The following is a 14,303-nucleotide window of genomic DNA, read 5'->3' on the forward strand; positions in this document are numbered from 1 at the left end:
TGAAAGGTGACTACACAATGCGCTCGCTATTAACTCTCCTTTGTCTTATTTTCGTCACATCTACGAGTCACGCAGGTGAGTGGAAGGAAGTCGTCGGGAAGTCGCTCGACGAACACTGGACGACTCAAGGAGCCTGGGTGCTCAAAGACGGCGTGATTCACATGCCGACTCAAGAATACAAGCACTGGAAGAACTATCAGAATTATCTGGTTTTGAAGGACCTGAAAGCGAAAGACTTCGAGATTCAGTTTGACTTCAAAGGGGAAGAGAACAGCGGACTTTACTTCCACATTCCCGACCTGACGAAAGTCGAAGATCGCAAACACATCGAAGTTCAACTCTTCAACAACTCAAAATGGCCGAAAGATAAACCGTTCAACGATCACGCTGCGGGCGGGATTATTCCGAGCAAGCCACCGACCAAAGACGCTGGAAAGCCTGATGGCCAGTGGGATCATTACGACATCCGTTGTGTTGACAATCAAATCACGGTTAAGATCAACGGAGAGGTCGTCAATCAGGTCGACCTGAACGAAAAGCAGTTCGCTGAGCGTTCTAAAGAAGGCGGGTTTGCCTTCCAGGATCACGGCTGGGCGGTCTGGCTGAAGGACATTAAGGTCCGTTCGCTGGATGCTGAGTAAGACTGTAACGCAGAGGAAACAGAGTGAAGCAGAGATCGCAGAGATAGAGACTCAAGACTCCTCGCAACGCTGCGAAGGTGACCGCGAGTTTCTAACGCGACTCTGCTTTGTTCGTGACCAGTGCGTTAAGATCGCCAAGGCAGCCTGTCTCTTAAGTTCTCCCTAAGCCCTAAGCCCCACTACCTAAGCCCTATTCATGCAGATCAAACGTAACCCGACACGCGGCGTTCAAGTGGGAAGTATCACCATTGGCGGTGGTCATCCGATTGCCATTCAGAGCATGACCGCAACGCATACCCAGGATATCGAAGCGACGGTCGATCTGATCAATCAGCTTGTGACTGCGAAAGCCGACGTCATTCGAGTCGCTGTTGACAGCAAGCAGGATGCGCAGGCACTTGTTGAGATCAGCAAGCGGGTCGAAGCGAACCTGTCAGTCGATTTGCAGGAGAATTATCGGATGGCCGAGATCGTTGCTCCGGCGGTCGCGAAGATTCGATACAACCCGGGGCACTTGTATCACCACGAGCGTGAAAAGCCGTGGCAAGATAAGGTCAAATACATTGTCGATGTTGCGGTGCAAAACGATTGCGCACTCCGCGTCGGCGTGAACTGTGGCTCGGTGGACCCTGCCAAGAAAGAGAAGTTCGACGCACATGATACGATTTCGCCGATGCTGGAATCTGCGTTCGATCACTGCGAATTGCTCGATTCGATTGGGTTCACGCGTTACGTGGTTTCGTTGAAGGATTCTGATCCCAAGAACGTCGTCGAGGTCAACAAGCGATTCGCAGCTCAACGTCCTGACGTTCCGCTCCACCTCGGTGTCACCGAAGCAGGAATGCCGCCGGATGGGATCATCAAGACACGCATCGCCTTCGAGCAACTTATCGGCCACGGCATCGGCGATACGATTCGCGTCTCGCTGACCGTTCCCAACGACGAGAAGTACCAGGAAATCGAAGCCGGTCGCGGGATTATTGATGACATCTATTCAGGACGAGTTCGCAGCTTCGTTGATTACGGTCTGCCGACGCTGAATATCATCAGCTGTCCAAGCTGCTCACGGGTCGAGAATCAGGAGTTCGTCAAACTGGCCCAGAAGGTCAAGGAGATGACCGCCTATGCCAGGGATTATCAATTGACGATCGCGGTCATGGGTTGTCGGGTCAATGGCCCCGGCGAGACAGATGATGCTGACTTGGGACTGTGGTGTGCTCCGACATTCGTCAACTTGAAGCGGGGTGGCGAGTTGCTCGGCAAATTCGGGTACGATGAAATCCTGCCGAAGCTGAAAGCCGAGTTGGATCAGTTGATCGATGCGAAGATGGCTGGGGTTTGAGAAAATCCAAGAGGAGTTTTTGGAATGGCACCTTCATCGCCGGATGTTGTTTCCGAGAATCGACTTTCCGAATTTGATGCCGACGAACGTCGTGAGAAACGATTTACTGTTCGTGAATATTTTCAGATGGCAGAGAAAGGGATTCTGAAAGGCAGACCCAAAACAGAACTGATCCGAGGGGAAATTCAGGTTATGTTGGCCGTCGGATTACCACATGGGATATGCGTCATGAACTTTACAAACCTGCTCTTGGGGCATCTGTCCCTGAAATCATGGTGTGTCATTTCGCAATCGACTGCTGAACTCGGTGAAGAAAGTGCTCCAGAGCCCGATATTTTTGTTTTGCAAGGGCCGCAATCCCATTTCCTTGATCAAACGCCTTTATACAGTGACTACGCTCATATCATTGAGGTATCGGATTCGTCTTTGCGGCGAGATCGTGGATTAAAGCAATCTTTGTATGCAGAACATGGTATCGCCAACTATTGGCTTGTGAATATGGTCGATAGTAGTCTTGAACACTATTCTGACCCTATTGTCGATCCAACAGGATGCAGTTTCAAATATGAGAAGAAGGTAACGTACGGTGAACATGACTTGGTTACGATGACCTTTGAAGGAGAGCCTCCGCTTACTTTTACTCCTCGTGATATTCTTCCAAACAGCTCCAAACCGTGACCACGATTGCTCATGACGTCATCATTGTCGGAGGTGGGCTAGCGGGGCTGGCGTGCGCTGTTGGGCTGGCAGAGCAGGGGATCAAAGCGGTCGTGCTGGAGTCGCGTCCACGTCTGGGGGGGCGGGCCACTTCGATCAATGATCCGACGACGGGCGAGGAGATTGATAACTGTCAGCACGTCGCGATGGGGTGTTGCGTCAACTTTCTGGACTTCTGCAGACGGGTTGGCATTGATGACTGCTTCGTCCGCGAGCCCTCCTTGACCTTTGTTGATCAGGCTGGGAATCACAGCAAGATCTCAGCAAATCCGCTTCTCCCCGCTCCGCTCAACCTCGCGGGGGCGTTCGGCAGGGCGAAGTTTTTGTCCTACAAAGACAAACTTGTTCTCGCGCGTGGGTTGATGTCGCTTTACCATGCGGACGTGAATCGCTATCAGAGTTTCGCGGAATTTCTGGAACGGCATCATCAGACTCCTGGAACGATTCGGGGCTATTGGGAGCCGGTGCTGGTCAGCGCGTTGTCGGAGTCGATGGAGCGGATTGATTTTCGAGCCGGGCGCAAAGTCTTTGTCGATGGTTTTCTGTCGCACGTCGATGCGTGGCCCATCTGGCTGGCGAAAAAGCCACTCGGGTGGATCTATGGAGAGCGAATCGTCGGCTGGCTGAAAGCCAAGGGTGTCGACGTCCGGATGTCGTCGGGTGTGGAGCAGGTGGATGTTGTTGATAACCATGTGAAACAGGTGCGGTTGAGAGGCGGCGACCTCTTCAGTGCCAAGCAGGTCGTTGTGGCGGTGCCGTGGTTCAACATCCATCGTGTCTTGAGCGAGGAAGTCCTTTCAACAATTGTGCCGAACGTTCATCAGTTCGAAGCGGCTCCGATTTCGAGTGTGCATCTGTGGTACGATCGACCGATCACTCCGCTTCGCCATGCTGTGCTATTGGAGCGGGCCAGTCAGTGGCTGTTTAACCGGACTGCGATTTTAGAAGACGAATCTCCCCGTCGGTTTGCGTATCAGGTTGTGATCAGTCAATCACGCGAACTACTTTCGCGGCCACAAAGCGAGATCGCTGGTCTGGTCGATCGCGAACTACGAGAAGCGTTTCGTGTCGATGAGTCGACGACACTGCTGCACAGTCGGGTGATCACGGAGCACAAGGCTGTCTTCAGTCCGATGGCTTCCACCGAGCGATTCAGGCCCACGCAGAAGACTTCGATCGAGGGACTTTATCTTGCAGGTGATTGGACACAGACCGGCTGGCCAGCCACGATGGAAGGGGCCGTGATCAGCGGGTACAAGGCTGCGGAAGAACTGTTGTCTGCCCAGGGACGTCGTGAGTTGATCGTGCAACCCGAATTCAAGACGCGCTGGTGGACAAGAGCAATGCTGGCTGGGGGACGGGTTCTTGGTCGCTGAGGGGTGGATGATTGCGATCAGATTGGGGGAATGCACGGCTGTGATCAAATTGGTATTTACGAACGCTTACTTCTCCCACTGTGGATCGTTCCAGAACTGAGCTGGTGGTTGAAGTTTTTCGAGACTCGTACCGATCTGCTGGATCGACTTCATTCCTTTGAGAATGTCCCAGCTTTCTCGACAGAGTTCAGGCGTGAAAACTAAGCGTTCGATTTGCAGGTCTTTGAGCGGGGAGAGGTCGCTGACGCGGACACCTGCGATGTTGAGGCGGAGGAGTTCGTCATGCCCTGCCAAGGCGGTCAGGTCAGTGACGGGGGTGTCTTCGATATCGAGGCTGACGAGCTTGATGTCTTTGAGTGGAGAAAGATCTTTGACTTCGCTGTGAGGCAGCCAGAGGGTATCAAAGGTTTTGCCAGCCAGCGGCTCGATGGAGTTCACCTTCGTGCTATTGAGATTGAACTGCGTGACGGTGATGTCTTTGGCAGAGGAGAGATCGCTGATTGGTGTCCCCTCGAGCCAGAGGATATCGAGATTCATGCCAGCGAGGGGAGTGAGGTCGGTGACCTTGGTGTTGGTTAAATAGAGATTCTTGAGGGGCATTCCTTTGAGAGCTGACAGATCGCTGATGGCGAGGTTATCGAGTTCCAGCTGAATCAACGGCAGGTCCCGTAATGGCGAAAGGTCTGTGACGCCGGAGTTGCTGAGTCTGGCCATGAGAATCTGCCCATTGCGTTTCTCAAAGGCCGCATTCTGATTCGCGTTGAGCTTGTGACGAAGTTCAGAAACCGACACCTCATTGGTCACCGACTCGGGGAGCGGTTCAGCGGGAGCCATTTCCGTAGTCTCGCGGGGCGAATCGGGGGTTTTGGGAGGCGTCGAATTGCTACATCCTGCGATCACAGCCGCGAGAAGGACCAGAGAGAGTTGAGAATATTTTCCAGACATGACTGCGCGACGTCCTGCGGAAGAGCGGGAAATGTGAGCGGAAACAGGCTTTAGAATACCGCAGTTTGCCAGGTGTGAAAACGCCTGCGGAAACGGGGTTTCTGAAGTTCAGGCAAACGCGTACACTTTCACGTCTTTTTGCGGAATGCGGAACAGCTGTCGCTGGCCTATGGTCAGTCGTGGTATGGGAGCGAATGGCTGCCTGGCGCTCACCCTCATCCGCCCTTCGGGCACCTTCTCCCCTCAAGGGAGAAGGGACAGAATTCCGCTCCCCTCAAGGGAGAAGGGACAATCGTTCGTGTTTCTTTGGACTTCGTGGGCAGGTTGGATTTTATGACTCCGGAACAGCGTAACGTTTATGAACAAGGGCTCAATGCCCAGAAGAACAATCAGTTTGCAACAGCGATCGTCTGTTATCAGAAACTGCTGGACGTTGCGAAAACGGAGGACCGACCCAAGCTGAATTATCTGCTGGGAAGTTGTCTGCTGCAGACGGGCGATTTCGACCAGGCACGACGGTACCTTCATGAGGCCGTCAACGTCGATGATCCCAGTCTGGATGCCATTAATAATCTGGGGATCTGTTACAAGGCGATTGGCCAGATCGAAATCGCAGAGAAGATTTTCAAAGGGATCTCCGCCCGCATCAGTGCCTACGTGCCAGCGCTCGTGAACCTCGCTGAAATCAAAGAGCAGCAGGACAATCTTGAAGAAGCCTGTTTGTGGTATGAACTGGCGATGCGACAGGATCGCGATGACTTCGAAGTGCTCATGCGACTGGTGAACTGCCTGCAGAAGTCCCATCAGCCAGCAGCCGCTCGGCAATTGATTGTCGATGCCTTGCCTCGAATTCCCAAGGCGATGATCGAGAACTTTTATGAAGTCCTCGCGAATCTGACGCTCCAGCTGAAAGACTATCCGGCAGCGAAAAAGGCGCTGCAGGATCTCATCAGCGTGGATCCGAAGCATGCGCAGGCGTGGTGCAATCTGGCATGGGTGAGTGAGCATATTGGCGAATTCGATCCCGCGATTCAGGCCGCTGAGAAAGCTGCGGAACTGGCGCCCGAGATGACGCAGGCTTGGAACAATCTCGGCCTGGCCTATCGTTCCAAGCACGACTTAAAGAACGCAGAGAAATCCTTCCTGCATGGTTTAGCGATCCAGGCCGATGAACTGATCAGCTTTAACCTGGGAACGACTTACCTGCTTGAGGGCAACTACAAAGCTGGCTGGCAGGGTTACGAACACCGCTTCAAAGTTGGTGCACGACCGGCTCCGTTCATGGATGTCCCTGTCTGGCAGAAAGAAAGTCTCACAGGGAAGTCGCTGCTGGTTTATGCGGATCAGGGTTTCGGTGACATCCTGCAGTTTGCCAGGTTTTTGCCGGCCCTTTCTCAGCTCAATGCGGGGGCGATTACGGTCGTCGTTCCGTCGACTTTGACTGAACTGCTCAGCTGGAATTTTCCTGGCGTTTCCGTCCTGGCGGAAGATGACGATCTGCCGGAGATTGATTATCAGGTCGCGCTGTCGAGTTTGGCTGAGCGTCTTGATGTTACGCTGGAAACTCTGGGGCGTTATCAGAATCCCTGGGCGATTCCGGAGGAAGTTCAAGCGTCGTGGAGTAACTGGGCGAGCGAGCAGCCACAGGGTGTTTTGAAAGTCGGAATCAACTGGATGGGCAATCCTCACCAGACGCGGGACCATCTGCGGAGTTGCCCGTTCGACGTCTTTTCCAGACTGCTCGATGTTCCGGGCATCGCGTATTACTCGCTGGCGGTTGATCCAGATGCGCGTCAGGAACTTGCCAAGTCAAACTTGAAGACGGTTGTCGATCTGGGCAGCCGATTGCATAACTTCACTCAGACGGCCGCAGCAGTTCAGCAGATGGACCTCGTGATCACGATCGACTCTGCGATCGCCCATGTGGCCGGGAGCATCGGGGCCAAGACGTGGACGCTGTTGTGTCAGACGCCGGACTGGCGTTGGCATCTGGATCGCGAGGACAGCCCGTGGTATCCGTCGATGACACTGCTTCGTCAGACGCAGTGGAATGAATGGGAATCGGTCATTGCGGAAGCACGATCGCGGTTGATGGCGAAGTAGGATTTCACTGGGGGCGGTTCACTTAGACTCAGCGGCAAACTGCGGGCGCTGTTGGTCCGGTTTGGAATCGGCACGGCTGGCACAGCCGTGGCACACGGGCATGTACGCTACTCTTGCTTAGCTGAACTTCTGGGGCGGGAAGAGGGACTGAGAGTCGAGTTTCTTCTGGTCGAAGTCTTTCCAGAGCATGCTCGGCTGGATATCGGAGTTGCCCTGGTACTTGCTGCTCTTGTATTCGGTGACGCCCCCTTCGATCGTGTGATAGAAGATCTGGCAGATCTCGACGCCGGCGTAAATGCGGATCGGCTGGACAGCGACCATTTCGAGCGTCCAGTAGCCTCGGAAACCGACATCGCCGAAGCCAGCCGTGATGTGAACGAACAGCCCCAGTCGTCCCACAGAGGAGCGGCCTTCGAGCATCGGGACGAGGTTGTATGTTTCCGTGCGTTCGACAGTCCGGGCCAGGTAGAGTTGATTCGGCTTGAGAATCAGACCTTCCGGCGGAATCGATGTGCGTTTGAAGCGATTGGGCCGCTTCATGTCGAGGACGATTTCTTCGTAGATAAGCAGTTCGTTGTGCAGCGTCAGGTTGTAACTGTTGGGATTGAGCTGCTTATCGGTGTAGGGCTCGATGATGATATCGGTCCCGAGTCGCTCTTTGATTTCCGTGCCCGTCAGAATCATGCGTGGCGTCCTGTCGCGTTCCAAAGAAAGGCTCTGCACAATGCTGCAGTCTAGCGGGAGAAGTCTAACGCAAGCAACGCTGACCCGGTAGGTTACGGCAAGAGAAAATCCAGGTGACAGCCGACCGGATGATACTGAGCAAGTCGATCGTGCCTCCGCGGTGTTTTTTACGGCTGCGCCGTCGGGGTTGAGACAACCTTGATTACCCTATTTCGACCAGCGGTGGCAGACCGACACGGGGGCAGGCTTTCAATAGAGGGCAAACGGGACATTTCGGTCGTCGGGCAATACAGATGGCCCGTCCGTGATGGATAATACGATGAGAGTACATGACCCACTCGCTTTGCGGGATCAGTTCGATGAGGTCGAGTTCGATCTGCTCGGGCGTTTTTTTATCCGTCAAACCCAGCAGGTGAGAAATGCGTTTGACATGGGTATCGACGACGACCCCCGAGGCGAGGCCGAACCAGGAACCGAGGACGACGTTTGCTGTCTTGCGTCCGACTCCAGGGAGTTCGACAAGTGCAGCAAGGTCGCTCGGAACATGGCCGTCGTGGTTTTCGACTAAGCCCTTCGCCATGCCGATGATATTGGCGGCTTTGGCGCGAAAGAAGCCTAGAGGCTTGATAATAGCTTCGACGTCCGCTTGAGTGGCGTTGGCGAGTGACTCGGCGTCGGGATATTTTGCGAAGAGAGCAGGGGTGGCGGAGTTGACCCGTTCGTCTGTGCATTGGGCTGAGAGAATGGTTGCGGTTAGCAGTTGGAAGGCCGTTTCGTGATGGAGAGCGCAAACGACATCCGGATAGGTTTTCTTCAAAATCTGAAGAATTTTTGGGAGGCGTTTTTTACGGTTTTCAACCGCATCTGCGTTGGAAACGGAGTTGGCTTTCGGCATGAACTCTCTTCTCAACAGGGGTTGAAACGGGGCAGTGACGTTGGAACCTGTTGGCTTGTGTCTAGAATGTAATCGACGAGTGTCAGAGTCGGTAGGCTTTCGAGTCGCATACGCATGATAAGCCGAGCGTTTTGTCTGATACGAATATATTGATTGTATGCGGATGGATGCCTATCGCCCACCCTCATCCGTCGTCGAAGCGACGCCACCTTCTCCCCTCAAGGGAGAAGGGACACAATGCCGCTCCCCTCAAGGGAGAAGGGACAGAATGCCGCTCCCCACAAGGGAGAAGGGACAAAATGCCGCTCCCCACAAGGGAGAAGGGACAAAATGCCGCTCCCCACAAGGGAGAAGGGACAAGATTTTCACAGGAAGACACCATGAGTTTGGGTGGTGAATTTGATGCGGAATTTCAACGAGCTGAGGGGAAAATCCGTCTGTTCCCGCTTCCGAACTACGTCCCGTTTCCAGGGATTCGCCAGCCGCTGCATTTGTTCGAGCCTCGATACGTCTCGCTGATGGATGATCTGCTGGAATCGGAGTCGAGTCTGCTGTCGCTGGTTGTTCTGCGTCCCGGTTGGAAAGAGATTTATAACACGAAAACTTGCCCGATCTATCCGATCGGAGTAGTTGGTATGGCGACGAACGTCGAGCGTCTGGAAAATGGCCGGTACAATTTGCTGTGGGAGGGGATGTCGCGGTGTCGCGTCTTGTCGGAAGTCGCCCATGACAAGGATTATCGTCTCGGAAACCTGGAACTGGTCCTCGACGAAATGGATGCAAATCTGTTCGGCGACGCTCAAGTCCACTCGACCATGGCCTGGGATCTTGTCGAGCATTTCAAATCGCTACGGCCGGATCTTGCGAGTGACTCTTCATTTGCGAAGATCGTCAATGAGAAGATGCCTCTTTCGCAGTTGTGTGATCTGCTGGCCTTTCTGCTGAAACTGGATCAGGAACTGATTTACCCTTTCTTGGCGGAACCCGACATTATCAAACGGGGACGCAATCTGGCTGAGTTGATGTCGCTGCTTCGACCCACGGGCGCGAAGTTTCCACCGAATTTTAGTGACAACTGACTCGATAACAGGGGCAGTCTGGTCAGCAGTGGCAATTCGGACAGAATGAAACCCCTGCCGAAACAGATCAATTTGTCTGTAGATGTTGCAACTCTGCGCTCTTGCAACGTGATCCTTCTTGACCATGCAAAATGATCGCTGGTAGGTTCCGCTACACCCGAAATTCTATCGGGTTGCGCTCATGGAATGAGCGCTCATTTCAAACGGACTTGGACCATGAAACACCGCTTCGTCATTGTTTCGACTCTCAGTGCAATGGCTGCCCTGACAGGCTGCGCCACGACAAAAACCAGCAACACCGCCCGTAGCGCGATGGAACAGTTGCTGATCGCCAATGCGGTCGATCAGGCCCTTGATAAAGTCGACTTCACGCCATTTGCGGGACGGAAGGTCTATCTGGATGACAAATACGTCGACTGCACCGATAAGAACTATGTCATCAGTTCCGTTCGTCACCGTCTTTTGAGAGCGGGGGCGAATATCCAGGAGAAAGCAGACACCGCCGAAATCGGAATCGAGATTCGTACCGGAACTGTGGGAACCGACCAGGCCGACCAATTCATCGGAATCCCCGAGATCGGCGTTCCCGGAATGGTGACAATTCCCGAAATGCGACTGGTCAACCGGAAAAACCAGACAGCGACCGCGAAGATCGGCCTGGTGGCGTATGACTATGCGACCAAGACGGCGTTAGGCGATGGCGGCATGACGTTGGCCCGATCGGATGAGAATCAGTGGTTCGTCTTCGGAGTGGGGCCGTATCGTGGCGGGACAGTCTATAAAGAAGTTGCTAAAGGTCTGAACCAGCCACAGGGAGTACGACCGAAACCTCTGCCGAATACCGTCGCTTTCCAGGCTCCACTACCAACTGTTCCCCCTGCTGGAGAACTCAAGTTTGCCAGTGGTGAAACAGCGCCCGAGAAACCTCAAGAGCCTGCCAAACTTCCCGGAACTCCTGCAACGCCAGCAGCGCCTGCATCGCAATCCCAGAAGCCCGCGGAACCGAATCCGTTTGAGAAGTATAAGTTTCAGTGACGAAACAATGACGTCGTGCGGATCATCAGCAAGTCGACTACGGCTTCAAAACTGATTTGACGACTTGGCCGGTGTGCATCTTCTCGAAGGCTTCGTGCCATTGGTCGATCGGCCAGACGCCGCCGATGATCGGTTTGACGTCGAGTTGTCCACTGGCTTGCAGGGCGATGACCCGTTCCCAGATGGGCCAGTTGTGACTGAAGCTGCCTTGCAGTCGAATGTTCTTTTGGACGAGTGGATCGAGGTTGAAGCCGAGGGGTTGAGGCCCCCAGCCGACTTTGCTGATCCAACCCGCGGGACGAACGATGTCGAGAGCAATCTTCAAAGTGATGCTCGCGCCCGCGGCATCGATAACCCCATCACAGCCAAGGCCATCGCGCTCCATGGCCCAGGGTTTGGCATCGCCGATGATGATCTCGCAGCCGTACTGCCGGGCGATTTCGAGTCGGTGAGCATCTTGAGGCAAGCCGACGAGGGCGACCTGGGCACCACACAGGCGAGCCATCGCTGCACAAAGAATGCCGATCGTCCCAGGTCCGAGGACGATGATGCGATCCCCTGGTTCGATGGTCGCGTTCTTGACGACGGCGCTGTAGGCGACGCAGCAAGGCTCGGTTAGACAGGCCTGCTCGAAGGGCAGTCCGTTCGGAACATGGTGCAGGATGCGTGACGGAACGCGGACGAACTTCGTCATCGCGCCGTTGACACCGTAGCCAAATCCTTTGCGGGACGGATCGAGGTTATAGAGACCTCGTCGCGACATCGGGCTGCTGGGATTAATGATGGCGGCGGTTTCGCTGACGACTCGGTCTCCTTCTTTCCACCCGGTGACTTCGCGACCGACTTGGGCAATGATGCCGCCGAACTCGTGGCCGAGGACGACGGGATAATTGACCGGCCAGGAGTGGTCTGCGGTCCATTGGTGGAGGTCGCTGCCGCAGACGCCGACGTTGGCGACTTCGAGCAGGACGTCTTCCGGTCCGATTTCCGGGACTTCGACTTCGCGAAGATCGACGCTGTATTTTTCGGGAGCGTAGTTGACGACAGCGGGGGTTTTCATGGGTAGGTCGCGGGATTCGAGGAAAGTGGTCTGATGGTTGTTGGTGTCATTGGACGCGAACGCTTGTCTGGCGCCCACCCTCATCCGTCAGCGAAGCGCTGACACCTTCTCCCCTCAAGGGAGAAGGGACAGAAAATACTATTGCCTAGCGGCAACAGTTTGGGAGTGGATGGCGTTGCAGATTAGTCGCAGGGAGGATTCGAGGTCGCCGGTGGAGGTTTTGAAGGCGTCGGCGTCGATTGTCAGGGGAGCGCCGAGAACGACGAGCGGGGCGCCGTAGCTGGGGCAGGCGATGGCTTGTTCGAGGGTGAGACCGCCGACGGCTTGAACGGGAATGCTGACGGCGTTCACGACCTCTCTGAGTTGATCGAGAGGACTTGGCTGACGATGCCCCGCAGCGGCGATGCCTCGGCGTTCGTCATAGCCGATGTGATGGATGACGTAATCACAGCCAAGGTCTTCGAGCATCTTCGCAGCCGCGACCATGTCGTCACAGCCGAGGTTATCCCCCATGACTTTGCAGTCGAAATCTTTGCCCGCGTTGACGACGCATTTGATCGTCTCTGCATGCGCGCGGGCCATGACCACGACATGCGTGGCTCCTGCTTTCGCCATCATTTCTGCTTCGAGGTAGCCGCCATCCATGGTCTTGAGATCAGCGACGATCGGAACGCCGGGAAATTCTTTTCGCAGGGCACGGACGCCATGGAGCCCTTCGGCGAGGATCAGAGGTGTCCCCGCTTCGAGCCAGTCGACACCAGCGCGAAGCGCCATGCGAGCCGTCGAGATGGCTTCGTCGATATTGGTGAGATCCAGCGAGATCTGAACGATCGGTTTCATGGCGTGGTCGGCAATCCAGGAAGGGGGCGGTTCCGCAGATTGTACACATCAGCGATGCTGGATGCGGCGTTCGGGACGAGCAGAATTGGGAAGAAATTTTAGAAATCGTGTTACGTTGATGACCCTCGTTTAAACACAATCTTCGGCTGTACAACGCGCATCTCCTCGCTCCATTCCCCAATCCCCGCCAGTCGCTCTCCGTCCATGAGCACCACTTCTGACCCAGGCTCGATTTTGATCGCGTCTATCCATGGCAGTCGTCGCCCCTGCTCCAGATGCCCGACTTGTTCCTCATCAATCGCAAGTCGTGTCAGATGAGAGAGAAGCGTTTCGGCAGGTATCAGATAGCTCTCGATATTCTCGCGGCTCAACATCTCCAGCGACACGGCATCCTCAACGCGGCATGAGCCGATGGCCAATCGCTCGAGCGCTGTCATGACGGCTCCACAGCCGAGGATCTGTCCGACGTCGCGCCCGATCGAACGGATGTAAGTCCCGCTGCCACATCGTATCCAGCAGACAAATTCATTTCCTTCAAACCGCTCCAATCGAATCTCATGGACCTCGATCTCTCGCGCCTTCAAATCCACGCTTTGACCTGCACGCGCCAGATCGTAGGCACGCTTCCCATCGACATGAATCGCTGAAAACTGCGGCGGTACCTGCTCGATTGTCCCGAGAAAAGTCGCGAGGACTGCATCCAACTGCTCGCGCGAAACGTCGATGTTCTCAGTCACAGTGGTCACGTTGCCGGTGATGTCATCGGTATCGCTGGTGATCCCGAGTCGAAACGTCGCCCGATAGACTTTCTCGTGCCCCTGGGCATAGCTGATCAACCGCGTCGCAGGCCCAACGGCAACGAGCAGCACCCCTGTCGCCATCGGATCAAGCGTCCCCGCGTGCCCTGCTTTCAACTTGCGGGCGCGGACCATCCCCTGCACCTTGTTGACCACATCGCGCGAGGTCCACTCGGGTGGCTTCGCAATATTCAAAAATCCCATCATGCCGTTTATTAGATCACACTACGTGATCATTCGCGACGATCACGACGTTGGATTTCGCATTGAGGGGAGCCGTATTCCGTTCCTTCTCCCTTCAGGGGAGCGGCATTCGTCCCTTCTCCCTTGAGGGGAGAAGGTGGCGTCGCTTCGACGACGGATGAGGGTGGGGCATAGGCACTCGTCGACGTCCATCATCGTCACGACGTCGGGCATTGGAAGGATCACTGACAGCTCGAGTTGTTGCTCTTGAACGGCTTTATGAATCAACCGCAGACAATTCGCCCAGCATGTCAATGATGCTATTGGCTCCAGCGTCGCGTGTGATCTGTTTTGCCTGATGCGCAGACGTTGATGGAAGTCGCTTGGTGCCTATCGCTCACCCTCAGCCGGCCTTCGGCCACCTTCTCCCCTCAAGGGAGAAGGGACGGAATACGGCTCCCCTCAAGGGAGAAGGGACGGAATACGGCTCCCCTCAAGGGAGAAGGGACGGAATACGGCTCCCCTCAAGGGAGAAGGGACGGAATACGGCTCCCCTCAAGGGAGAAGGGACGGAATACGGCTCCCCTCAAGGGAGAAGGGACGGAA

13 protein-coding genes are annotated in these 14,303 nt (G+C 55.0%); 7 read left to right on the forward strand and 6 right to left on the reverse strand.

What is annotated here, in order from left to right; translation table 11 throughout:
* Positions 1-17 precede the first annotated feature (17 nt).
* From SH248x_RS20615 to hpnE, 4 genes are all read left to right on the forward strand, one after another.
* On the forward strand, positions 18-641 hold the full coding sequence (locus SH248x_RS20615) for a 3-keto-disaccharide hydrolase (RefSeq protein ID WP_459556215.1): 624 nt from the start codon (positions 18-20) through the stop codon (positions 639-641).
* Between the two features lie 196 nt (positions 642-837).
* Positions 838-1,983: a flavodoxin/ferredoxin-dependent (E)-4-hydroxy-3-methylbut-2-enyl-diphosphate synthase gene (gene ispG / locus SH248x_RS20620; protein WP_459556216.1), complete on the forward strand. Its 1,146-nt coding sequence runs from the start codon at positions 838-840 to the stop codon at positions 1,981-1,983.
* A 24-nt stretch (positions 1,984-2,007) separates the two neighbouring features.
* A complete protein-coding gene (locus tag SH248x_RS20625; RefSeq protein WP_459556217.1) occupies positions 2,008-2,661 on the forward strand; it encodes a Uma2 family endonuclease in 654 nt (217 codons plus the stop codon).
* Positions 2,658-4,076, forward strand: coding sequence for a hydroxysqualene dehydroxylase (gene hpnE / locus SH248x_RS20630; protein ID WP_459556218.1), 1,419 nt, complete (start codon positions 2,658-2,660; stop codon positions 4,074-4,076). The genes SH248x_RS20625 and hpnE overlap by 4 nt, the downstream gene beginning before the upstream one ends.
* A 66-nt stretch (positions 4,077-4,142) precedes the next feature.
* On the opposite strand, the gene SH248x_RS20635 is transcribed toward hpnE, so the two are convergent.
* Positions 4,143-5,021 carry a leucine-rich repeat domain-containing protein gene (locus tag SH248x_RS20635; protein ID WP_459556219.1) on the reverse strand — a complete coding sequence of 293 codons (879 nt, stop codon included), beginning with the start codon at positions 5,019-5,021 and terminating at the stop codon, positions 4,143-4,145.
* 333 nt (positions 5,022-5,354) lie between these two features.
* Between SH248x_RS20635 and SH248x_RS20640 the strand changes: the two genes are divergently transcribed.
* Positions 5,355-7,124: a tetratricopeptide repeat protein gene (locus SH248x_RS20640; RefSeq protein WP_459556220.1), complete on the forward strand. Its 1,770-nt coding sequence runs from the start codon at positions 5,355-5,357 to the stop codon at positions 7,122-7,124.
* 117 nt (positions 7,125-7,241) lie between these two features.
* Here the strand turns inward: SH248x_RS20640 and dcd are convergent, their stop codons facing one another.
* Complete coding sequence (gene dcd, locus SH248x_RS20645; RefSeq protein ID WP_459556221.1) at positions 7,242-7,808, reverse strand: dCTP deaminase; 567 nt, start codon at positions 7,806-7,808, stop codon at positions 7,242-7,244.
* 202 nt (positions 7,809-8,010) lie between these two features.
* Positions 8,011-8,703 (reverse strand): endonuclease III domain-containing protein, encoded by a 693-nt coding sequence (gene nth, locus SH248x_RS20650; protein WP_459556222.1) that lies wholly within the window; start codon positions 8,701-8,703, stop codon positions 8,011-8,013.
* A gap of 380 nt (positions 8,704-9,083) precedes the next feature.
* On the opposite strand from nth, the gene SH248x_RS20655 reads away from it, so the two are divergent.
* Positions 9,084-9,782: an LON peptidase substrate-binding domain-containing protein gene (locus tag SH248x_RS20655; RefSeq protein ID WP_459556223.1), complete on the forward strand. Its 699-nt coding sequence runs from the start codon at positions 9,084-9,086 to the stop codon at positions 9,780-9,782.
* 216 nt (positions 9,783-9,998) lie between these two features.
* Positions 9,999-10,817, forward strand: a complete 819-nt coding sequence (locus tag SH248x_RS20660) for a DUF6655 family protein (protein WP_459556224.1) — start codon at positions 9,999-10,001, stop codon at positions 10,815-10,817.
* A gap of 37 nt (positions 10,818-10,854) precedes the next feature.
* Here SH248x_RS20660 and SH248x_RS20665 read toward each other — a convergent pair whose 3' ends face one another.
* The 3 genes from SH248x_RS20665 to truB form a co-directional block, all read right to left on the reverse strand.
* Positions 10,855-11,877 carry a zinc-binding dehydrogenase gene (locus SH248x_RS20665; protein WP_459556225.1) on the reverse strand — a complete coding sequence of 341 codons (1,023 nt, stop codon included), beginning with the start codon at positions 11,875-11,877 and terminating at the stop codon, positions 10,855-10,857.
* A gap of 138 nt (positions 11,878-12,015) precedes the next feature.
* Positions 12,016-12,717 (reverse strand): orotidine 5'-phosphate decarboxylase / HUMPS family protein, encoded by a 702-nt coding sequence (locus SH248x_RS20670; RefSeq protein WP_459556226.1) that lies wholly within the window; start codon positions 12,715-12,717, stop codon positions 12,016-12,018.
* Positions 12,718-12,827: 110 nt separating this feature from the next.
* A complete protein-coding gene (truB, locus tag SH248x_RS20675) occupies positions 12,828-13,709 on the reverse strand; it encodes a tRNA pseudouridine synthase B (protein ID WP_459556227.1) in 882 nt (293 codons plus the stop codon).
* Between the last annotated feature and the right edge of the window lie 594 nt (positions 13,710-14,303).

The sequence above is a fragment of the Lacunimicrobium album genome (genome assembly GCF_052161635.1).
GTDB lineage: Bacteria > Planctomycetota > Planctomycetia > Planctomycetales > Planctomycetaceae > SXPC01.